General features: G+C 36.1%; 26 protein-coding genes. 25 read left to right on the top strand and 1 reads right to left on the bottom strand.

Annotated elements, in window-relative coordinates:
- The first annotated feature begins 4 nt into the window (after positions 1-4).
- From BN6559_RS02310 to BN6559_RS02215, 20 genes are all read left to right on the top strand, one after another.
- Positions 5-469, top strand: a complete 465-nt coding sequence (locus BN6559_RS02310; protein WP_110953250.1) for a chemotaxis protein CheW — start codon at positions 5-7, stop codon at positions 467-469.
- A 10-nt stretch (positions 470-479) separates the two neighbouring features.
- Entirely contained in the window at positions 480-1,115 is a 636-nt protein-coding gene (locus BN6559_RS02305) for a chemotaxis protein CheC (RefSeq protein ID WP_456060946.1), read from the top strand.
- A 2-nt stretch (positions 1,116-1,117) separates the two neighbouring features.
- A complete protein-coding gene (locus BN6559_RS02300) occupies positions 1,118-1,603 on the top strand; it encodes a chemotaxis protein CheD (protein ID WP_110953249.1) in 486 nt (161 codons plus the stop codon).
- A 10-nt stretch (positions 1,604-1,613) separates the two neighbouring features.
- Positions 1,614-1,988, top strand: a complete 375-nt coding sequence (locus tag BN6559_RS02295) for a hypothetical protein (RefSeq protein ID WP_110953248.1) — start codon at positions 1,614-1,616, stop codon at positions 1,986-1,988.
- A 24-nt stretch (positions 1,989-2,012) separates the two neighbouring features.
- Positions 2,013-2,771, top strand: a complete 759-nt coding sequence (locus tag BN6559_RS02290) for a FliA/WhiG family RNA polymerase sigma factor (protein ID WP_110953247.1) — start codon at positions 2,013-2,015, stop codon at positions 2,769-2,771.
- A 151-nt stretch (positions 2,772-2,922) separates the two neighbouring features.
- On the top strand, positions 2,923-4,566 hold the full coding sequence (locus tag BN6559_RS02285) for a DUF342 domain-containing protein (RefSeq protein WP_199883688.1): 1,644 nt from the start codon (positions 2,923-2,925) through the stop codon (positions 4,564-4,566).
- A gap of 43 nt (positions 4,567-4,609) precedes the next feature.
- A complete protein-coding gene (locus tag BN6559_RS02280) occupies positions 4,610-4,927 on the top strand; it encodes a hypothetical protein (RefSeq protein WP_110953245.1) in 318 nt (105 codons plus the stop codon).
- Positions 4,928-4,951: 24 nt separating this feature from the next.
- Entirely contained in the window at positions 4,952-5,467 is a 516-nt protein-coding gene (locus tag BN6559_RS02275) for a DUF6115 domain-containing protein (RefSeq protein WP_110953244.1), read from the top strand.
- 157 nt (positions 5,468-5,624) lie between these two features.
- Positions 5,625-6,335, top strand: coding sequence for a 30S ribosomal protein S2 (gene rpsB / locus BN6559_RS02270; protein ID WP_110953243.1), 711 nt, complete (start codon positions 5,625-5,627; stop codon positions 6,333-6,335).
- 70 nt (positions 6,336-6,405) lie between these two features.
- Positions 6,406-7,056: a translation elongation factor Ts gene (gene tsf / locus BN6559_RS02265; RefSeq protein ID WP_110953242.1), complete on the top strand. Its 651-nt coding sequence runs from the start codon at positions 6,406-6,408 to the stop codon at positions 7,054-7,056.
- Between the two features lie 88 nt (positions 7,057-7,144).
- The gene (pyrH, locus tag BN6559_RS02260) at positions 7,145-7,870 is read left to right on the top strand and encodes a UMP kinase (protein ID WP_110953241.1); all 726 of its coding nucleotides are present in this window, start codon (positions 7,145-7,147) and stop codon (positions 7,868-7,870) included.
- Entirely contained in the window at positions 7,870-8,427 is a 558-nt protein-coding gene (gene frr, locus BN6559_RS02255; protein ID WP_110953240.1) for a ribosome recycling factor, read from the top strand. The genes pyrH and frr overlap by 1 nt, the downstream gene beginning before the upstream one ends.
- A 3-nt stretch (positions 8,428-8,430) precedes the next feature.
- The gene (locus BN6559_RS02250; RefSeq protein ID WP_110953239.1) at positions 8,431-8,631 is read left to right on the top strand and encodes a hypothetical protein; all 201 of its coding nucleotides are present in this window, start codon (positions 8,431-8,433) and stop codon (positions 8,629-8,631) included.
- Between the two features lie 7 nt (positions 8,632-8,638).
- Positions 8,639-8,809, top strand: coding sequence for a DUF362 domain-containing protein (locus BN6559_RS02245; protein ID WP_110953238.1), 171 nt, complete (start codon positions 8,639-8,641; stop codon positions 8,807-8,809).
- A gap of 63 nt (positions 8,810-8,872) precedes the next feature.
- Positions 8,873-9,661: an isoprenyl transferase gene (locus tag BN6559_RS02240; protein WP_110953237.1), complete on the top strand. Its 789-nt coding sequence runs from the start codon at positions 8,873-8,875 to the stop codon at positions 9,659-9,661.
- Between the two features lie 10 nt (positions 9,662-9,671).
- Positions 9,672-10,499 carry a phosphatidate cytidylyltransferase gene (locus BN6559_RS02235; RefSeq protein ID WP_110953236.1) on the top strand — a complete coding sequence of 276 codons (828 nt, stop codon included), beginning with the start codon at positions 9,672-9,674 and terminating at the stop codon, positions 10,497-10,499.
- 21 nt (positions 10,500-10,520) lie between these two features.
- A complete protein-coding gene (locus BN6559_RS02230) occupies positions 10,521-11,675 on the top strand; it encodes a 1-deoxy-D-xylulose-5-phosphate reductoisomerase (protein WP_110953235.1) in 1,155 nt (384 codons plus the stop codon).
- A 29-nt stretch (positions 11,676-11,704) separates the two neighbouring features.
- Positions 11,705-12,739 carry an RIP metalloprotease RseP gene (gene rseP, locus BN6559_RS02225; RefSeq protein WP_110953234.1) on the top strand — a complete coding sequence of 345 codons (1,035 nt, stop codon included), beginning with the start codon at positions 11,705-11,707 and terminating at the stop codon, positions 12,737-12,739.
- An 84-nt stretch (positions 12,740-12,823) separates the two neighbouring features.
- A complete protein-coding gene (gene ispG, locus BN6559_RS02220; RefSeq protein WP_110953233.1) occupies positions 12,824-13,885 on the top strand; it encodes a flavodoxin-dependent (E)-4-hydroxy-3-methylbut-2-enyl-diphosphate synthase in 1,062 nt (353 codons plus the stop codon).
- A 6-nt stretch (positions 13,886-13,891) separates the two neighbouring features.
- Complete coding sequence (locus BN6559_RS02215; protein ID WP_110953232.1) at positions 13,892-15,598, top strand: proline--tRNA ligase; 1,707 nt, start codon at positions 13,892-13,894, stop codon at positions 15,596-15,598.
- 60 nt (positions 15,599-15,658) lie between these two features.
- On the opposite strand, the gene BN6559_RS02210 is transcribed toward BN6559_RS02215, so the two are convergent.
- On the bottom strand, positions 15,659-15,853 hold the full coding sequence (locus tag BN6559_RS02210) for a DUF1858 domain-containing protein (protein WP_199883687.1): 195 nt from the start codon (positions 15,851-15,853) through the stop codon (positions 15,659-15,661).
- A gap of 160 nt (positions 15,854-16,013) precedes the next feature.
- On the opposite strand from BN6559_RS02210, the gene BN6559_RS02205 reads away from it, so the two are divergent.
- From BN6559_RS02205 to BN6559_RS02185, 5 genes are all read left to right on the top strand, one after another.
- Positions 16,014-16,817, top strand: coding sequence for a prolipoprotein diacylglyceryl transferase (locus tag BN6559_RS02205; protein WP_110953230.1), 804 nt, complete (start codon positions 16,014-16,016; stop codon positions 16,815-16,817).
- Positions 16,818-16,842: 25 nt separating this feature from the next.
- Positions 16,843-17,649: a polysaccharide deacetylase family protein gene (locus BN6559_RS02200; RefSeq protein ID WP_110953229.1), complete on the top strand. Its 807-nt coding sequence runs from the start codon at positions 16,843-16,845 to the stop codon at positions 17,647-17,649.
- Between the two features lie 174 nt (positions 17,650-17,823).
- On the top strand, positions 17,824-18,756 hold the full coding sequence (rsmH, locus tag BN6559_RS02195) for a 16S rRNA (cytosine(1402)-N(4))-methyltransferase RsmH (RefSeq protein WP_110953228.1): 933 nt from the start codon (positions 17,824-17,826) through the stop codon (positions 18,754-18,756).
- A 41-nt stretch (positions 18,757-18,797) separates the two neighbouring features.
- Positions 18,798-19,163 (top strand): cell division protein FtsL, encoded by a 366-nt coding sequence (locus BN6559_RS02190; RefSeq protein WP_110953227.1) that lies wholly within the window; start codon positions 18,798-18,800, stop codon positions 19,161-19,163.
- 24 nt (positions 19,164-19,187) lie between these two features.
- Positions 19,188-20,876 carry a peptidoglycan D,D-transpeptidase FtsI family protein gene (locus BN6559_RS02185; RefSeq protein WP_110953226.1) on the top strand — a complete coding sequence of 563 codons (1,689 nt, stop codon included), beginning with the start codon at positions 19,188-19,190 and terminating at the stop codon, positions 20,874-20,876.
- Positions 20,877-20,923: the final 47 nt, after the last annotated feature.

Raw genomic sequence — 20,923 nt, 5'->3', positions numbered from 1 at the left:
TGTTATGTCTGAAAAAACATATTCAAATGATGAAGTGCAATTGGTCGCGTTTAAATTAGCGCGTGAAGAATATGGCGTGGATATTTTAAATGTGCAGGAGATAAAAAAATTAACTGATATTACACGTGTTCCTTATACACCTGGTTTTATAAAAGGTGTTATGAATTTGCGTGGTAGTGTGTTACCGGTAATTGATTTAAAAAAACGTTTAAGCTTAACTGAAGAGCCTTATTCTGAAGATACACGCATTATTATTGTTAAAGTTGATGACATTTCCGTAGGAATGATTGTTGATGCAGTTACGGAAGTTTTAGCGATTGGACCAGACAATATAGAAGCGCCAGAAGCCGTAGTTGACGGTAATGCAAGTGGAAATAATTTCATCAGTGGTGTAGGAAATTTAAATAATCGTTTGGTCATTATGCTTAAGCTAGACGAGATTATTGGATTGAATGGAGAAGCAAAATAATTTTGGTGGAATGAATGAGGTGTCAGTAGTGACAGATGAAATATTAAATTTATCCGCAGATCAGCTTGATGCGCTTAGAGAAATTGGCAATGTTGGTGCGGGGAATTCGGCAACTGCATTATCACAGATTATCAATCGCAAGATTGATATGTCTGTGCCAAAAGTCGCAATTATGCCATTAGGTGATGTCCCTGATGTTGTTGGTGGACCTGATGCGATGGTTGTAGGGGTATTTTTGCGAGTATATGGCTTAGCACCGGGAAGTGTTTTGTTTTTATTACCACGAGATAGTGCTTTTTATTTAATTGATATGCTTATGGCTAAGGAACGGGGATCTACCAAAAATTTAGATTTTATGGATGAATCTGCACTTATGGAAATAGGCAATATTTTAGCAGGTTCTTATTTAAATGCTTTATCTTATTTTACGAAACTGACGTTATTACCATCCATTCCGGCTTTGGCTTTAGATATGGCTGGAGCGATTTTAAGTGTAGTATTAGTTCAGTTAGGCCAGATGGGTGATCATGCTTTGGTTATTGAGACAGAGTTTTTATCAGAAGATGATGGTATTAGAGGACATTTCTTTTTAATCCCTGACCCAGGATCATTGAATACTATTTTATCCGCAGTAGGGGTGAAATAATAATGTCAGAGTTAATAAGAGTAGGAATGGCTGATTATAAAGTTGGGGCTTCACCAAATTCATTAATTAGTTATGGGTTAGGATCTTGTGTAGGTATTGCTTTCTATGATCCTGCCGCTAAAGTTGGCGGCTTGCTTCATATTATGCTTCCTGATAGTGCACAAGCCAGGTCGAATGAGAACCCCGCAAAATTTGCGGATACTGGTATTCCGTTAATGTTAAAGGATATGATTGCATTAGGTGCGGTAAAGTCGCGTATTGTTGCTAAAATTGCAGGTGGTGCGCAGATGTTTAAATTTGCGAATGCAACTGATATCATGCGTGTTGGTGAACGTAATGCGGAGGCTGTGAAAGCGATTTTAAAGGATTTGAATATTAAATTGATCGCGAATGATACAGGCGGTAATTATGGTCGAACAGTAGAATTAAAATTAGAAACCGGAATTTATAGAATTAAGACGATTGATAAGGGTGAAAAAGAACTTTAAGCAGGTGATTATGGTGTTAAAGATATGGCTGGCTATTGGACTGGCAGCGATTGTTGCAGTGATAACTATTTTTATGGGAATTATAAATCAGGCTAGATTCACGGTCATACTGTATCGTACGCTGATTTCAATTGGTATTTTTGCAAGTTTTGGCTATGTTATGGGCGTAGTTGGTGAAAAGTTTTTTTTATCTTATGTGAAAAAAGCTTTAGAATCTGAGAAGCTCTCTGACGAAAAGAACGAAGAATTTATCCAGGATGAGACGAATGAAGCAAATATGAGTGGAGATTCTCTTGATAGTTTGAAAGAGGAGCAAAAAGAAGCAGATTTTGCTCCATTTACTACAGATAATTTTAAACGTGTTGTTTCGCCGCCTAACAGTTAATTGTAGTTGGAGGGTGAATAGAAAATGTCTAATAGTTTAAGCAAGCAAAAATATGAGGTTGAAGAATTATGGAATGCTTATCAGGTTGATAGAAGTCCTCAAATCAGGGAAAAGTTAGTCCATATATATTTATCGCTTGTAAATATAATTGCTGGTCGCATTGCAATTAGTTTGCCAGCATATGTAGATCGCGATGATTTAATTAGTAGCGGTTTTTTTGGTCTTTTGGATGCGATTGAGCGTTATGAGCCTAATCGTGGTAACAAATTCGAAACGTATGCGGGTGTTAGGATCAGAGGTGCAATTTTAGATTCACTTCGTGCGAGAGACTGGTTACCAGTCTCTTTAAGACAGAAAATTAGAAAATATGAGCATGTAGTGAATGAATTAGAGGCAAGTTTTGGCAGGGCAGCAACAGATCAAGAGATTGCAGATAAATTAGGGATTTCTATTAAAGACTTGAGTATATTGCTGAATCAGTTAAATGTAGCAACTGTAATTCCTTTAGAGGAATATGTAAGGACTGAAACGGTGCAAGGTGCAATGGTAAATCCATCAGATAATATTGAACAAAAGGAACTACAAGAGAGTTTAGCGAGAGCAATAGATAAGTTACCAGATAAAGAAAAATTAGTGGTGTCTTTATATTATTATGATGAATTGACATTAAAAGAAATTAGCTTAATTCTTAAACTATCTGAGGCAAGAATTTCGCAGTTACATACGAAAGCAGTCTTCCGGTTGCGTGGCTATTTGTCTAGAATTAAATCTAGCTTGGTATAGAAGAGTAGTATTTGGATGAAATAGATATTACTATAGAAACGAATGTATAGTTTAAATTGCATCAATATATATAAATAAAGATTTTAAAATTTGTTTTTATATATTGATGCAAATAACAAATTCGTTATATAGTTTCGGGGAGGTATTTTGCATGGATGACAAAAATACGAAGTTTGAATGTTCCGAAACGGGTAGTGAAGAAAAAGGATATAGTATAAAATTTAAAGAAGATGGAGTTTTCTTTACTGTTTTTCCACAAGATGAAATGAGCAATGATTTCGAATTAACAGATATTACAAAAATATTAAATGAACATGGAAGTGTGGATTATGATATTGAGCTTATTACGAAGGCAATTCGTAATAAGGATGGAGTTGAAGTTAAAATATGTAATCCTTTGATTGATGAAGAGCTTGTGGAAAATATTGATCCTGAAATTAATATTTATGTGAGCAAAGACAAAATGGAAGCGACTGCAAGTATTGCAATGGATAGAAACTCGAATATACCTACTTTTAATATGGTGATGGATAAGCTAAATGAAAAAGGTATTGTTTTTGGAGTGGATGAAGAAGCTATAAAAAAATTAGTAAAAGGTGTAAATGGGACAGGTAGTTTTGAAGCTGTGATTGTCAGAGGGACGAAACCTAAAAATGGAATTGATGCAAAATTAATAAAGTATATTGATACTGATGCAAAAGGGCGCCCAGCAGAGCTGGAGCATGGCAGAGTTGATTTCAAAAATTTAAATTTATTTACGATTGTAAATAAAGGGCAAGTATTGGCAGAGCGTATTCCACATACACAAGGTGAACCAGGAATGAATATTTTTGGTGATACTGTTGCTGCAAAGCCAGGAAAACCAGTCATGATACCGACAGGTAAAAATACTAAAATTATTGAAGAACATAAGATTATTTCTTTAATTGACGGGCAATTCACAATAACAGGAAATAAGATGACCGTTGTACCGACAATCGAAATTAAAGGTGATGTAGACTTGTCTACAGGAAATATTAATTTCAATGGTAGTGTTGTAATTCGTGGCAGCGTTCAATTAGGTTTTAGTGTTAAAGCAGAAGGTGATGTAGAGATTTATGGTAATATTAGTGGGGGAACTGTGGAAGGAAAAAATATTACTGTAAAAGCTGGAATTCAGGGAATGCAACGTGGTATTGTGGCAGCGAAAGAAGATGTAAAAGCAAGTTTTGCAGAAAATGCGAATATTACTGCCGGTAGAGATATTATTATTAGCGAAGCGGTATTGCATTCTAATATTAGTGCAGGAAAGAAAATTGTAGTGCAGGGGAAACGAGGTATGATTGCGGGTGGAAGTGCGATTGCGGGAGAAGAAATTCTCGTAAAAGTTGCAGGTAATCAAATGGATACGAGCACTAAATTGGAAGTTGGGATTAATCCAATGCTCCTGAATCAATATGATGAGGCAAAAAAAGCATTGAAAAAGGCTGAAGGAGAATTAGATCAAGCGAAAAAAGCTTTGAATGTTTTAAAGGCAATCAATCCTAATGAACTCCCTTTAGCGAAAAAGGAATTATTACTTCGTTTGACGAAGTCGCAATTTCCACTTGCTGGACAGGTGAAAGCATTAAAAGATAAAATTAAGCAAATTGAAAATGAATTTGAAAATTTAAAAACGGGTAAAATTAAAGTTTCTGATATTACATATTCTGGTGTCAAGATTATTGTTCGATCTATTGTTAAACAAATAAAATCCAAAACACAGCATTGTACTTTTTTTGAGGAAGATGGCGAAGTGAAGATTGGCGAATATTAGTTGAATATTGTCTGTATATAATTACTTTTAGGTGGTGGAATGGATGAATATTAGCCCATTAGATATGCAAGTAATTATTCCAAAATCTACAGAGGTTGCAAAAATACAGCATGTGAGAGATCAACAGAGCGTAGTGCAACATGAACAGGGTGCTGTAAAATTTGAACAACAATCTGATGCTAAATTAACACAAGTACAAACTTCAGAAAAATCAGAAGGTCAAAAGATAAAGGATCAGCAAAAGAAAGAAAGAGAGAAAAAAGAAGCAGAAAAAAGAAATGCAAAGCGTAAGGAAGAAGAGACGGAAGAAAATTCTGTAACTGATACGATTCGCGGCAGAAATGTTGATATAAGAATGTAATGTTTTTTCTATATGAGGTGTTTTATGATTACGGCTATGGTAGGTTTTTTTTTCATATTGGTCGTTATGGTGGTTGTGATCATTAGACGACAAATAAAAAAGAATAATGTAAATGATGGTTTAGATTATTCTACGACACGGCTGCAGATTCATTTAGAAGAGGCTGCAGATGTTATTATAAAACGTATGGAAGAACATGTAAATCAATTGGAGTTCTTGATTGAAGAGGCAAATCAAAAAATTGTCCAATTGGATCAATATATGAAAAAAATAGAAAAACTTGAAGGGCAGAAAAAAGAAGTTGTACAAAAAGAGTTGTCCGAAAATACTGTTAAATTGATGGAGCCAGTAATGGAAGAACCAACAACTTCGTGCATAGATAAACCTAAAATCATGCTGAAAGAATCAGCGATTAACACAGAAGTATTTCATATGCTTGGAGAAGGTTTTTCTTTGGATGAGATATCAAAAAAGACTGGTGTTGGAAAAGGGGCAATTAAGTTAATTAAGCAAATGTATAAAAATAAAAAATTAAGTTAAATATAAAATAATAGAAAAATATTCTTGTTATCATAATTATAATATGGTATACTATTTGACGGTGTAAAAAAACGCACGCATTCTAATTTTGTACTGTGCCATCTTGGTGAAAACAAAAGATGATGAATGCGGAGGAAAAAAACAGGAGGTGCACCACATGGCTATAATTTCTATGAAACAACTATTAGAAGCAGGTGTTCATTTCGGACATCAAACAAGAAGATGGAACCCTAAAATGGCTCCTTATATCTTCACAGAACGTAACGGAATCTATATTATTGATTTGCAAAAAACAGTAAAAAAAGTGGACGAAGCATATAATTTTCTTCGTGACGTTGCGGCGCAAGGTGAGTCTATTCTTTTCGTTGGTACAAAAAAACAAGCACAAGAGGCTGTGAAAGACGAAGCAATTAAAGCGGACATGTACTATGTGAATGAAAGATGGTTAGGCGGAATGCTTACAAACTTCCAGACGATTCAAAAACGTATTAATCGTTTGAAAGAATTAGAAACGATGGAAGAAAATGGTACGTTTGAAGTTTTGACAAAAAAAGAAGTTCTTTCATTGCGTCATGAAATGGAAAGATTGCAAAAATTCTTAGGCGGTATTAAAACAATGACGAAACTTCCAGGAGCTTTGTTTATTGTGGATCCTCGTAAAGAAAGAATTGCAGTAGCTGAAGCGAAAAAACTAGGTATTCCAATTGTCGGTATTGTTGATACAAACTGTGATCCAGACGAAATAGATTATGTTATTCCAGGAAATGATGATGCAATACGTGCTGTAAAACTTCTTACAGCAAGAATGGCGGATGCTGTTATTGAAGGACGTCAAGGTGACGTTACTGAAGAAGAAGAAGCTGAATAAAATATGTGAACGATTAGGGTAAGGGAAATCTTCCCTTACCTTTAATTTGATTAAGTATAGGGGGATTTATATGGCAACTGTAACTGCTGCAATGGTTAAAGAATTGCGTGAAATAACTGGCGCTGGTATGATGGATTGTAAAAAGGCACTAAATGAAACGGATGGTAATATAGAAAAAGCAGTTGATTTCCTACGTGAAAAAGGACTGGCTGCTGCTGCAAAAAAAGCTGGACGTGTTGCTGCTGAAGGTGTTGTTGAAGCTTATATTCATGGTGGGGGAAGAATTGGTGTTATGGTTGAAATCAACTGTGAAACTGATTTTGTTGCAAAAACGGATGATTTTAAAGAGTTGGCTCGAGATGTTGCTATGCAAATCGCAGCTACTAACCCTTTATTTGTCCGTCGTGAAGAAGTAGATCCAACGGTACTTGATCATGAGCGTGAAGTATTACGTGCACAGGCTTTAAATGAAGGAAAACCTGAAAACATTGTTGAAAAGATGATTGTTGGTCGTATTGAAAAATATTATAAGGAAATTTGCTTAATGGAGCAGCCGTTTATCAAAGATCCAGATCAGACAATTGCACAGATTATTAACAGTAAAATTGCTAAGATTGGTGAAAATATTTCGATTAGAAGATTTACAAGATATCAACTTGGTGAAGGTATTGAGAAAAAAGTAGATGATTTTGCTGCTGAAGTAATGGCTGCAGTAAAATAATAAGAGAGAACACGTTGTGTTCTCTTTTTTAAAAGTCGAAGGAAATTTATAAGATTTGTCGAATGAATAAATACTGGGGGTTTTGTATTTGGAAACAGCTAAATATAAACGTGTAATTCTAAAACTAAGTGGTGAGGCTCTCGCTGGTGATAAAGGGTTTGGTATTGACCCAGTAGTTGTGGAATCAATTGCACAGCAAATAAAAGGAATTCGTAACCATCATATCGATGTTGCTGTCGTTGTTGGTGGTGGAAATATATGGCGTGGGCTTGCGGGAAGCTCGAAAGGTATGGATCGCGCAACAGCTGATTATATGGGAATGCTTGCCACTGTTATGAATTCATTGGCTCTTCAAGATGCATTAGAAAAGATTGATGTGGATACAAGGGTGCAGAGTGCAATTGAAATGAGACAGATGGCGGAATCTTACATTAGACGTAAAGCAATTCGTCATCTTGAAAAAGGTAGAGTTGTTATTTTTGCGGCTGGAACAGGTAATCCTTATTTTTCAACCGATACAACGGCTGCACTTCGTGCCGCTGAGATTGAAGCGGATGTAATTTTAATGGCAAAGAAAAATACGGATGGTGTTTATGACGCAGATCCGCGTTATAACCCTGACGCAAAGAAATTTGAAACGTTAGAATATATTGAGGTTCTTCAACGTGGACTGGCAGTTATGGATTCAACGGCAACTAGCTTATGTATGGATAATAAAATTCCTATTGTTGTATTTAATATGGATGAGCACACGAATATTTTAAAAGTAGCATTAGGGCAAAATATTGGTACTACGGTTGGAGGGAAAGCATAGTGATTAAGGAAGTATTTAATTCTCATGAAGATCGAATGAAAAAATCCGTGGAATCATTAAAAAGAGAGTATTCGTCTCTACGTGCTGGTCGTGCGACCCCTGCATTATTAGATAAAGTAATGGTTGATTATTATGGAACTCCAACGCCTGTAAATCAAGTTGCGAATGTGAGTGTTCCAGAACCGAGGATGATTACGATACAACCTTGGGAAAAGACAATGTTAGCGGCACTTGAAAAAGCTATTATGAAATCTGACTTAGGTTTAAATCCAAACAATGACGGAACAATGATTCGACTATCGATTCCGCAACTAACCAAGGAAAGACGAAATGAACTTGCTAAAGTTATCCATAAAAAAGCTGAGGATGCTAAAGTTGCATTAAGAAATATCCGTCGTGATGCAAATGATGCAATAAAAAAACTTGAAAAAGATAAATTGATTACTGAGGATGAAAATAAAAAAGCACAAGAGGATATGCAAAAGTTAATAGATAAATATATTAAAGAAATAGATGTTGTAATGGCTGGTAAAGAAAAAGAAATAATGGAAGTGTGAAAATTGGATACGGTAGGGTTTCAATTGCAGGATGTCATTAGAAAGTTAGATAATGAAGGTTGGAAGTATACGATCCAATATACATATCCTACACGTGATTACTTTCCTCTTGATGAAACGATGGTGTATGTTGTAAAACAGCAGCAGGGAAACGATGGTTCTTTAAATTTGATCGTCGCAGCAACGATGGGAAAGGGGGTGTAATTTACAAATGGCTTATAAAATTAATGATGATTGTATTTCTTGTGGTTCTTGCGCTGGAACTTGCCCAGTAGGTGCTATTTCAGAAGGAGATTCCAAATATGAAATTTCTTCTGAAGAATGCGTTGAGTGTGGTGCTTGTGCGGCGGTTTGTCCAGTTGGTGCTATTTTAGCTCCATGATAAAAACCCCCTCTTAAGCTAGAGGGGGTTTCGTTTCTTAAGTTCATATGTTGGAGGTAAATTATGTGGAAAAAGTGGATTGGTAGGAAAGAAGCGGAGAATAAATCTGCGGAAGTTTATGCTGATATAGATTTATCGAAATTACCAAGACATATTGCTATCATTATGGATGGAAATGGAAGATGGGCACAGAAGCAAGGTTTGTTGCGTACCTTTGGTCATCGCGTTGGAGTAGAAAGCTTAAAAGAGATTGTTAGATCGGCGTCAAATATCGGCATAAAGGCTTTGACTGCTTATGCTTTTTCTACAGAAAATTGGAAAAGGCCGGATGAAGAAGTTACTTTTTTAATGAACCTATTTTCAGAATATATTGATCGTGAAATTGATGAATTAGATGCTGAAAATATTAAAATAAGATTTATCGGTCGGATTGAAGAGTTATCCGATCAGTTAAAAATTAAATTTGAAAATGCTCAGACGCGTACCGTTGATAATACTGGATTGATATTAAATTTAGCCGTAAATTATGGTAGTAGAGATGAGATTACGCGTGCTGTTAAGATAATTGCTCAAAAAGTAACAGAAAATAGAGTATCGATAGATGCTATTGATGAGAAAATGATAGAAGATTCTCTGGATACAGTTGGAGTTCCCCCTTTGGATTTAGTGATTCGACCGGGTGGAGACTATAGGATTAGTAATTTTTTACTTTGGCAAGCTGCATATGCTGAATTTTGGTATACGAATATCAATTGGCCGGACTTTAAGCCTTGCCATTTGTATGAGGCAATCCGTGATTATCAAAAAAGAGATAGAAGGTTTGGTGGGGTAAAAGCAAAGAGCCCATCATAAAAGGTGAAGAATGTTAATTAAAAGAATCATAACAGGTATTATTGGAATTATAGCTACGATATATGTTGTAAATTACGGTGGAGCTGTATTTGGTTTATCTGTGATTTTATTTGCAATGATTGGCTGGCATGAATTTTTTAAAGCTTTTAAAAATATTGGAATAAAGTTGTGGTATAGCTTTGGCATGCTTACGATTGTTTTTCTATTAAGTTGTGCTTGGATTGGCAACAGCCAAGAATTTGTGGCGGTTCTCACGATTTCGTTTTTAATGATTTTGGGAAAAGTGGTATTAGATTATACGAATTTTACGCTCAATCATGCCGCGATGACCGTGAGCGGAATATTTTATATTGCATTGTCGTTTGCGCATTTAATATTATTGAGATTTACTGATGATGCTGTGATGATTGAGACCGCGATTGGTTCTATTTCTGCAGGAGGAGCGCTGCTCTGGGTTGCTTTTGTCGGGACATGGGCAAGTGATACCTTTGCATTTTTTGTTGGATCAAGAATTGGGAAGCATAAATTATGTCCGACGATTAGTCCAGGGAAAACTGTTGAAGGGTTCATAGGTGGTATTATAGGTACAATCCTTTTACTTATAGGGCTTGCACACTTGTTCCACTTTTCGATATTACATATGAGTATTTTAGGAATATGTATTGCGGTTGTTGCAACAATTGGCGATTTAGTAGAGTCTTCAATTAAACGTTTGACTGGAATTAAAGATTCTGGACAGCTTCTACCTGGGCATGGCGGTGCTTTAGATCGCTTTGATAGCATCATGTTTACGGTGCCGTTTGTTTATTACTATATTCATCTGTTTAAGTTGTACTAATTGAATTGTGAGGAAAATAGAATGAAAAATATTGCAGTATTGGGTTCTACGGGATCTATTGGTACACAGACTTTAGACGTCGTAGCAAAGAATCCAGATATGTTTAGAATAATTGCTGTAGCAGCGAATACAAATGATCGATTACTAGAAGAACAAATTGAAAAATTTAAACCGGAATACGCAGTATTGGTGAATCCATCTGCCGCAAAACGATTAAAAGATCGATACATAGGTTGCACAAAAATTTTATCGGGTAAAGAAGGCTTATTACAGGCAGCAACGCTTGAAAATGTCGATACTGTAGTTACCTCAATGGTAGGGTTTGCTGGTCTTGAACCGACGATAGCAGCAATTCATGCAAAAAAAAATATTGCTTTAGCCAATAAAGAAACTTTAGTCGTTGCTGGGGAAATTGTTATGAACTTGGCTAAGGAAAAAGGAATCTCTATTTTGCCGGTGGATAGTGAACATAGTGCAATATTTCAGTGCTTGCAGGGAGAAAATAAACATAATTTAAATAAAATTATTATTACAGCATCTGGTGGTCCTTTTAGGGGTAGAACAAGGGCTGAATTAGCTAAAGTTACAGTGGCAGAATGTTTGAAACATCCAAATTGGGCAATGGGAAAGAAAATTACAATTGATTCTGCAACTTTGGCGAATAAAGGCTTGGAAGTTATTGAAGCAAAATGGTTATATGGTTTAACGTATGAACAAATAGAGACGATTGTTCATCCACAGAGCATCATTCATTCCATGATAGAATTTAATGATGGAGCTGTGATTGCGCAATTGGGGATGCCAGATATGCGTGTACCAATTCAATATGCTCTAACCTATCCAAATCGTGTAAAGGCTGATTTCCCTAAAATTGATTTTAAAACGCTCAAGGATTTGACATTTGAAGAGCCCGATATGGATACTTTCGTTGCGTTGAAACTCGCTTATAAGGCAGGGCAAATAGGTGGAACTATGCCTTGTGTTTTTAATGGAGCAAATGAGATTGCTGTAAATGCTTTTTTAAGTGGTAAGATATCCTTTTTACAGATTTATGATATTATTCATGATGCGATGGAATATCATAAAGTGATATTAGAGCCAAATTTAAAAAATTTGTATGATACAGATGCGTGGGTTAGAGCGTATGCAAAAGATCTTTCAGAACATACTAAGTAATAAAAATTTGCTGGACAGGAGGCGAAGGTTTGTCTACTACACTAATTGCAACTATCTTTGTATTTGGTTTACTCGTTTTATTTCATGAATTCGGGCATTTTATTACAGCTAAAATGGTGGGGATGCGCGTTGATGAATTTGCTATTGGTTTTGGTCCTAAACTTATAAGTTTTAAACATGGGGAAACTTTATATTCGCTTAGAATTATTCCACTTGGTGGATTTAATAAAATTGCAGGAATGGATCCTGATGAAGAGCAAGATGAACGTTCTTATAATGCGAAGCCAATATGGGCTAGGATGCTTGTTATCCTGGCAGGTTCTTTTATGAATTTTGTTTTGCCCGTATTGATTTTTTGTATTATTTTTATGAGTTCTGGAATAACGACGCCATCTAATGAACCCATCTTAGGTGAAGTGATTTCACATAAATCAGCAGCACAAGCTGGACTTATGGCTGGAGATAAAATCATAGAAATTGATGGAAAACAAATTGCTTCTTGGCGTGAATTTGTTGAAACGGTTCAAGTAAGTGGTGGCAAAGTATTAAAAGTCCATTTTGAACGTAATGGAGAAGAACATACAGCAAGCATGATTCCTGAATATGATGAAACCTCAAAACGTGCTTTAATTGGGGTAGTATCTTCTGTTGATACATATCATCCCGGAATCTTAGAATCAGTTGGGTTAGCTTTTAAAAATACTGGTTTTATCATTATGAAAATGGTAGAAGGTTTAAGTCAAATGTTTACGGGCAGAGCTGCTGCTGATTTAGCTGGTCCTATTGGTGTTGCCCAAATGGCAGGTGAAGTTGCCCAAATGGGATTTGTGCCGTTATTGCAATTTGCTGCTTTTTTAAGCATCAATTTAGGGATTATTAACTTGTTACCTGTTCCTGCTTTAGATGGCGGACATTTTGTTACTTTGATTTTAGAAGCACTTCGAGGGAAGCCTCTTGGTGCTAAAAGTGTACAATATGCACAAATGATCGGGTTTGTTTTACTTATGGGACTGATGATTTTTGCAACTTTTAAGGATATTATAAGATTGAATTTATTTGGATGATTTTTATTTAAATCGCTATAGATTTAAATTAAGTGAACTAAATTTTCATTATACAAAGGATTGTTTTGATTGTGAGGAATTTTTATGGTACGTAAAAACACACGAGCAATAAAAATAGGTGATATTCAAATTGGTGGAGGCGCTCCAATTGCAGTACAATCTATGACGAATACAAAGACAAACGATATTTCAGCTTCAATTGCACAAATCGATGCATTAACGGAGGCTGGATGTGATCTTGTTCGTTTAGCTGTTCCGGATATGGAAGCTGCACAGGCATTAAAAGTGATAAAAAATGGAGTTCGTGTTCCGCTAATTGCGGATATTCATTTTGATTATCGATTGGCACTTGCTGCAATGGAAAGCGGCGTGGATGCGCTTAGATTGAATCCTGGAAATATAGGAGACGCAGATCGGGTGGAATTGGTAGTTAAAGAAGCGAAAAAACGCCATATTCCGATTCGTATTGGTGTAAATGCCGGATCATTAGATAAAGTTTTATTAAATAAATATGGTAAAGCGACGCCGGAAGCGATGGTTGAGAGCGCTTTGCAGCATATAAAAATTTTGGAACGTCTTAATTTTTATGATACGAAAATTTCATTAAAAGCACATGATGTTCCACTTACAATCGCTGCTTATCAGTTAATGTCTGAGACGGTTGATTATCCATTACATTTAGGAATTACAGAAGCAGGCACGATCAATTCTGGTATGATTAAATCGGCTGTAGGAATTGGGGCTTTATTATCGCAGGGAATTGGTGATACGTTTCGGATTTCATTAACTGGTGATCCTGTCGTTGAAGTCCAGGTTGCAAATCAAATTTTAAAATCATTAGGACTGAAAGAATATGGACCGACGATGATTTCTTGTCCAACCTGTGGACGTTGTAATATCAATTTAGCAGAAATTGCGATTAAGGTTGAAAACAAGTTAAATCAGGTTAAGAAACCGATTCGTGTTGCTGTCATGGGATGTGTGGTCAATGGCCCCGGAGAAGCGAGAGAAGCTGATGTTGGTATTGCCGGCGGGAAGGGCGAAGGATTACTTTTTAGAAAAGGTCAGATCATTCGAAAAGTTCCAGAAGAAGAGTTAGTAGACGAATTATTTTTAGAGATTGATAAAATTTTAGAGGAGGACTAAGTTTTAATGCGTACAACACAATTATATGCACCAACCTTGCGTGAGACACCGGCTGATGCAGAAGTCGTAAGTCATCAATTAATGCTAAGAGCAGGCTTAATCAGAAAGGCTGCCGGGGGCGTTTATACATATTTACCACTTGCTTGGCGTGTCTTGAAAAAAATTGAGACGATTGTTCGTGAAGAAATGGATGCCGCAGGTGGGCAAGAACTTGCAATGCCAATTATGCAACCCGCTGAATTGTGGCACGAAACTGGTCGTTGGGATGTTTATGGAGATGAAATGTTCCGTTTAAAGGATCGGCACGCGCGTAGTTTTTGTCTTGGGCCAACGCATGAAGAGATGATCACCAGTTTAGTACGTAGTGATGTTCGCTCTTATCGTCAGTTACCACTTATGTTGTATCAGATTCAGAATAAGTATCGGGATGAGATTCGTCCTCGTTTTGGGTTAATGCGTGGACGTGAATTTATTATGAAGGATTTATATTCTTTTGATAAGGATGAAGCTGGGCTGGATATAAGCTATCAAAAAATGTACAATGCCTATACGAAGATTTTTTCGAGATGTGGTTTGAATTTTCGTGCAGTAGAGGCTGATGGTGGTGCAATCGGGGGCAGCAATACGCATGAGTTTATGGTAATTGCTGAGTCTGGTGAAGCTGGAATTGTATATTGTAATGCTTGTGATTATGCAGCTAATGTTGAGAAAGCTGAATTAAAGCCTCTAATGTCAGAGGCGGAGCTTGCATTACCGTTAGAGATTATAGATACACCGGATACGAAAACGATTGAATCTCTTGCTACATTTTTGAATGTGGATATAAAGAAAACAATTAAAGCAGTAGCGTTTCAAAATGAAAAAGAAGAAGTTGTCTTAGCTTTTGTTAGAGGGGATCACGAAGTCAATGATATAAAATTGCAAAACGCGGTGGGCGCAATTGCACTTACTATGGCGACTGATCAAGCAATTCGCGAAGTCGGTGGGGTTCCTGGATTTATGAGCCCTGTTGGCATTCAAGGTGCAAAAATTGTTGTAGATCATACAGTGATGGAAATGTGCAATGCAATCGGCGGTGCGAACATTGAGGACAAACATTATAAAAATTTAAATCCCAAACGTGATTTTAAAGATGTTATCGTAACGGATCTTCGTTTAATTGAGAAGGGGGACCCATGTCCGCATTGTGGCGCACCTTTAGAAACTGCTCGTGGCATTGAAGCAGGACAAGTGTTTAAATTGGGAACGAAATATAGCGAAGCGTTAAAAGCCACTTTTCTTGATGAAAATGGTCGTGAAAAACCAATGGTAATGGGATGCTATGGCGTTGGTGTAAGTCGAACGATGGCAGCAGCGATCGAACAAAATTTTGATGAACACGGTATTATTTGGCCAGTAGCAATAGCGCCGTATATGGTTGCTGTTGTGCCTATAAATGCAAAAGATGAAGAGCAGATGATAATTGCGGAAGAATTATATGCAAATCTCCAAAGGATGGGGATCGAGACAATTCTTGATGATCGGAAAGAACGTGCTGGTGTTAAATTTAAGGATGCAGATTTAATTGGCTATCCACTACGTATTACAGTCGGTCCAAAAGCTGTGAACGAAGATACAATTGAATTGAAGGTTAGACGTTCAGGCGATACATTAAATTATACAAGATCCAATTGTTTAGATGCTGTAAAGAAAATTCTTGCAGATTTATCATAGAAAACAGAAGGGAGCATACCAAAAATGGTATGCTCCCTTTTATGAAAAAAATTATTCTTCTTATTCCACTACTTTATTTAAGTTTTCAATGAGCTTATCTATATCAATACCATGTGCTCCAGCACCTTGCTCGATATTTTCAAAACGAGCGGCAGCGCAACCTAGGCAGCCCATACCAGCATTTTGAAATACTTCAACAGTTTGCGGATATTTTTGAACTACTTCAAGGATACCCATTTCTTTTGTTATAGTCATGATAGCATCTCCTTATGATGATTTGAATTTTTATCAAAAGTCATTATAACATATTTTTTACAGAGATATAATAGTTATTCTAAAATATACTGGCATTTTTCTGCATATGGAGGTAAAATGATAGGCGTGTGATTATTTTTATAGGAGAGTTTGTGAAATTATGGGGATTATTGCGTTTTCAATAGGAAATTTAAATTTTTATTGGTATGGTTTTATGCTCAGTATGGCAATTTTAGCAGGAATGGCTATCACACGATTGGTGTTGTTTTTTCGTCATGAAAGATTTGAGCCAGTTCTTGATTTATTGCTATGGGGATTACCAGTCGGTCTTATTTTTTCGCGTATTTTTTATGTTGTTTTGCATTGGCACTTATATGCTGGGAAGTTCGTTGAAGTTTTTTCTTTAACCCGTGGTGGATTTTCAATTTATGGAGCTTTTTTAGGTTTTCTTTGCGTATTATATTTTTATACAAAAATTGTGAATGTGTCTTTATGGAGTTGGCTAGATCGTTTAGTGCCAGCCTTTGTATTAGGACTTGCAATTGTACAGCTAGGAAATTTTGTTCTTCAAACTGTGGTTGGTATGCCGGATGACGGAAAAATTGTAGAATATATTGAATATGCTTTTAGACCGGCAGGTTTTGAACAGTATGAATATTTTACTCCAGTTGCCTTATATCAATCGATATGGCAATTTGTTACGTTTCTAATTATTAGCATACTTACCTGGATTCAAATCAAAAATCATAGCATTTTAGCGGGAAATATATTTTTAATTGGGATGAGTTTAGTTTGTTTGGGTAGATTTTTATTTGGTTTTTTTTATTTGTCGATACAGACTGGAATGCAATTACATTTAGGGCAAGTTTTTAGTTTAGGCGGATTTATATTTTGTAGTGGATTGTATTTGTTAAGAAAATTTGTGCCATATAATTTCATGATAAAAAATATTTTTAGGGTATAAAGTGTATAAGAAGGAGCAGTTCAAAATGAAGTATTCTTACAAATATATTCTGCTGATTGGTATGTTAGTTGTTTTGCCAATCGTGCTTTCAGCGCCAAAATCAATGGATGCAAAATACATGGAACCATGTAAAAATGATACAAAAGTGGTTGTTTTAAATTATCATAAAGTAGATAATATGAATATTTCTTTATCGGTAAATCCAAAAGATTTTGATGAGCAAATGGCTTATTTAAAAGAAGAAGGGTATTCTACGATTACCCCGGATCAATTGATCGATAATTTAGAAAATGGAACTTCTCTACCAGATAAACCATTGATCATTACTTTTGATGACGGCTATTTAGATAATTATACAAATGCATATCCGATTTTGAAAAAATATGGTTTTACAGCAACGATATTTGTTGTAACTGATTTTATTAGTTCTGATCCGAGATTTATGACATGGGATCAGGTACGTGAATTATCAGATTCTGGATTTTCCATCGGTTCACATACGATGCAGCATAAATCTTTAACTGAGATAAAAGAAGAAGAAATAAGAAAAGAGTTGATAGGATCAGCACAGGCGTTGGAATATCAACTTGGTAAAAAGGTTAGCTATTTTGCGTATCCGACGGGTACTTACAATTTAAAAATTGCACAATTTGTTAAGGAAGCTGGATATAAAGCTGCATTCACCATAAAATATGGTAATGTTGATAAAGCTAGCAATATTTACGCTTTAGAGCGCGTGCCTATTTTTCATACGGAACAAACTTTTAAAAGTTTTTGTCAAAGAATTCAATACATACCTTTATTAGAGCGGCTAGGATGGATTAAAAGTTAATAGATATCTAGGTATAATGACTTATTCTATAAAAAAATAAAAAAAAATCCAGAAAAAAAGAGGATTTTTTGATAAGAAATAAAATAATAAAAGTATTGCTATTTATGTAAATTTTATTTGATATTTTGCAATACTATGATGTAGTAATTGATTGAATTGAGGGGAATGTTACTTTTGGACTTTCATCATATCAGTGTTTTAATGGAAGAAACCATCAATGCACTAGTGACGAATATAGATGGTGTTTATGTGGATTGTACTTTAGGCGGCAGTGGACATGCAAGGCGTGTGATTGATCGATTGAGTCCGAAAGGGCGATTTATCGGAATTGATCAAGATCCGGCGGCGATTACTGTCGGAAAAGAAAGGCTTGCTGGGGCAAGATGTAGAGTAGATATTGTAAATCAAAATTTTAATGCACTGCATCGGGTTTTAGGGGATCTAGGCGTTGAAAAGGTTGATGGTGTTTTATTTGATTTAGGGGTTTCTTCGCATCAGCTTGATGTAGCAAAGCGAGGCTTTTCTTATATGCAAGATGCTCCATTAGATATGAGAATGGACACGCAAGCTGGGTTATCTGCGTTTGATGTGGTAAATACTTATAGTGAAGAGGAGCTTACGAATATCATTTATAAGTATGGTGAAGAACGTTGGGCTAAACGAATTGCCAAATTTATGATTGAAACTAGGGTGAATGGCGCAATTCATACTACTGGTGAGTTGGTCGATATTATCAAGAAGGCTGTACCTGCAGGGGCAAGAAAAGAAGGTGGACATCCTGCCAAAAGAACTTTTCAAGCAATTCGAATAGAGGTAAATAATGAACTTGGTATACTGGAAGATGCATTCAAAACTGCCGTTGCACATTTGAATGTTGGTGGGAGAATTTGCATTATAACTTTTCACTCGTTAGAGGATCGAATCGCAAAGCAAACATTGCAAACCTTAGCAAAAGGGTGTATTTGCCCTCCGAGACTACCGGTATGTATATGTAATCATAAAGCAGAAATCAGAGTGATTGGTAAGCCTATGGTGGCTTCAGTGAGTGAGTTAGATGAAAATCCGCGTGCTCGCAGTGCGAAGCTAAGAGTAGCGGAAAAGTTATAAAGGTTGGATTGTGTTCTAAATTTAGATAGGAGGAAATATATATGTTAGCAAAAAGAAAACTTGAGTTTGATGAGTTTGAAATATATGAAGAACAACCAACGCAAGATCAAGCTGCCATAAGCATACCGCAAGTTGATAGAAAACTGCGTAAAAGATGTTTTATCTTAATTGCTGTTTTTGCCGCTCTAGCTATGTTTACTACGATTAGAAGCGAGATGATTGTAAGTAAAGGGTATGCTTTAGTTCAAGTAAAATCTCAAGCTACACAACTAGAAAGTGAAAATGAACGTTTAAAGCTTGAAAATGCAAAATTAAAATCGCCACAACGTATTAAAAATATGGCGATGTCAAACTTGGGGATGATTGTGCCTGAAGAAGTATACTTTGCTTCTCAAAGCGGCAATTAACAATTATAATTGGGGGAGATATGATTGGCGTCAGCATCACATGTTACGATTCGAAAAAGATTAGCAGTGGTTCTTATCTTTGTTATGGTAATTATGGGAGCATTAAGTTGTCGTCTGGGATATCTTCAGCTTTATCAGAGTCATTGGTTAAATGAAAGTGCAATAGATCAGCGCGTTAGAAATATTCCTATTGAAGCGAGGCGAGGGGATATTTATGATCGAAATGGACAAAAGTTGGCAGTGAGTATCAGCATTGAATCGGTTTATGCGATACCAGCCGAAATACATGATGTGGAAAAGACAGCAGCCAATCTGGCTGCTATTTTGAATTTAGATCAAAATAAATTAGCAAATAAATTAAAAAAACGACAAGCTTTTACTTGGATTGCGCGTAAAATTACAGAAGAGCAGGCTGAAAATGTAAAAAAAGCAGATTTAGAAGGGATTGGATTAACGGAAGAGGGGGAAAGGTATTATCCAAATGATAATATAGCGGCGCATGTATTAGGTTTTACTGGGCTGGATAGTCAAGGGCTAGATGGGGTAGAACTTACTTTTGATCAATACCTGCGTGGAAATAGGGGAAGCATTGTCATCGAGTATGATGCAAAAGGAAGAGAAATCCCGTATGCTATGCATCGATATATTGCACCGCAAGTCGGCAATGATGTGTATTTGACGATAGATATTGTAATTCAGCAAATTGTGGAACGGGAATTAGATAAGGTCATGCAGGATACAAAGGCAAAAGCGGCTACGATTATCGCAATGGATCCCTATACAGGAGAAGTCTTGGCACTTGCGAATCGTCCTGATTACAATCCCAATAAATTTGCTGAATATGCACCGAAAAATTGGCGGAATGCTGCAATTTCAAATGCATTTGAGCCTGGGTCAACCTTTAAAATATTAACTACAGCAGCTGCACTTGGTGAAGAAATTGTAAATGTAAATGAAAGATTTTTTGACTCTGGTGCAATTGAGGTTCAGGGTAGAACGATTCATTGCTGGAAGCATGGTGGCCATGGCAGTCAAACTTTTAAAGAAGTTGTTGAAAATTCTTGTAATACCGGATTTGTGACAGTTGGATTAAGATTAGGGGCTGAAAACTTTTATAAATATTTAAATGCATTTGGTTTAGGTAAAACTACAGGCATTGATTTACCTGGAGAAGCGAAGGGCATATTAATAAAAGAAAGTAAGGTTACTCCAATTAATATCGCAACGATGGCGATGGGCCAAAGTGTTGCAGTGACACCTATTCAGTTGATTAATGCTGTTTGTGCAATTACCAATGGAGGTATGCATTTGAAACCGCAAATTGTGAGAGAAATCAAAAATAAAGATGGTTCTATGGTACAAAGTTTTGAAAAAGAAGAGCTAGGTCAAGTACTTTCTCCTCAAGTTTCAACACAGGTAAAAGAAATTTTAGAAAGTGTTGTAGAAAATGGCACGGGGAAGAATGCGTTCGTAGAGGGATATCGTACTGGTGGTAAAACAGGAACTGCACAAAAAGTAGGTCAGGGTGGATATATGCCAGGAAAATATATTGCTTCATTTATTGGGTTTGCTCCGGCAGATAAGCCAAAAATTGTTTTTATGGTTGCAATTGATGAACCTGAAGGGATTTATTATGGCGGACAAATTGCGGCTCCTGTTTTCAAAAATGCAATGCAAGATGTATTTCGCTATTTGAAAATTGAATCAAAATGAAAAATTGTAAGAAGTAGGCTGTAAAAATATGCTTTTACAGTTTATAA

Source organism: Massilibacillus massiliensis, assembly GCF_900086705.1.
GTDB classification, from domain to species: Bacteria; Bacillota; Negativicutes; order FLKF01; family FLKF01; genus Massilibacillus; species Massilibacillus massiliensis.
Note: the sequence above shows the minus strand (reverse complement) of the source record. Positions and strands in the feature narration are given on the sequence as shown.

Coding starts and splice junctions, on each gene's coding strand:
- BN6559_RS02275 (WP_110953244.1), top strand. CDS start 4,952: ATGATTACGGCTATGGTAGGTTTTTTTTTCATATTGGTCGTTATGGTG.
- BN6559_RS02190 (WP_110953227.1), top strand. CDS start 18,798: ATGTTAGCAAAAAGAAAACTTGAGTTTGATGAGTTTGAAATATATGAA.
- BN6559_RS02210 (WP_199883687.1), bottom strand. CDS start 15,853: ATGACTATAACAAAAGAAATGGGTATCCTTGAAGTAGTTCAAAAATAT.
- BN6559_RS02240 (WP_110953237.1), top strand. CDS start 8,873: ATGTGGAAAAAGTGGATTGGTAGGAAAGAAGCGGAGAATAAATCTGCG.
- rpsB (WP_110953243.1), top strand. CDS start 5,625: ATGGCTATAATTTCTATGAAACAACTATTAGAAGCAGGTGTTCATTTC.
- BN6559_RS02245 (WP_110953238.1), top strand. CDS start 8,639: ATGGCTTATAAAATTAATGATGATTGTATTTCTTGTGGTTCTTGCGCT.
- tsf (WP_110953242.1), top strand. CDS start 6,406: ATGGCAACTGTAACTGCTGCAATGGTTAAAGAATTGCGTGAAATAACT.
- BN6559_RS02290 (WP_110953247.1), top strand. CDS start 2,013: ATGTCTAATAGTTTAAGCAAGCAAAAATATGAGGTTGAAGAATTATGG.
- BN6559_RS02295 (WP_110953248.1), top strand. CDS start 1,614: ATGGTGTTAAAGATATGGCTGGCTATTGGACTGGCAGCGATTGTTGCA.
- BN6559_RS02235 (WP_110953236.1), top strand. CDS start 9,672: ATGTTAATTAAAAGAATCATAACAGGTATTATTGGAATTATAGCTACG.
- BN6559_RS02230 (WP_110953235.1), top strand. CDS start 10,521: ATGAAAAATATTGCAGTATTGGGTTCTACGGGATCTATTGGTACACAG.
- BN6559_RS02205 (WP_110953230.1), top strand. CDS start 16,014: ATGGGGATTATTGCGTTTTCAATAGGAAATTTAAATTTTTATTGGTAT.
- BN6559_RS02310 (WP_110953250.1), top strand. CDS start 5: ATGTCTGAAAAAACATATTCAAATGATGAAGTGCAATTGGTCGCGTTT.
- BN6559_RS02285 (WP_199883688.1), top strand. CDS start 2,923: ATGGATGACAAAAATACGAAGTTTGAATGTTCCGAAACGGGTAGTGAA.
- ispG (WP_110953233.1), top strand. CDS start 12,824: ATGGTACGTAAAAACACACGAGCAATAAAAATAGGTGATATTCAAATT.
- BN6559_RS02300 (WP_110953249.1), top strand. CDS start 1,118: ATGTCAGAGTTAATAAGAGTAGGAATGGCTGATTATAAAGTTGGGGCT.
- BN6559_RS02200 (WP_110953229.1), top strand. CDS start 16,843: ATGAAGTATTCTTACAAATATATTCTGCTGATTGGTATGTTAGTTGTT.
- BN6559_RS02215 (WP_110953232.1), top strand. CDS start 13,892: ATGCGTACAACACAATTATATGCACCAACCTTGCGTGAGACACCGGCT.
- BN6559_RS02305 (WP_456060946.1), top strand. CDS start 480: ATGAATGAGGTGTCAGTAGTGACAGATGAAATATTAAATTTATCCGCA.
- BN6559_RS02280 (WP_110953245.1), top strand. CDS start 4,610: ATGAATATTAGCCCATTAGATATGCAAGTAATTATTCCAAAATCTACA.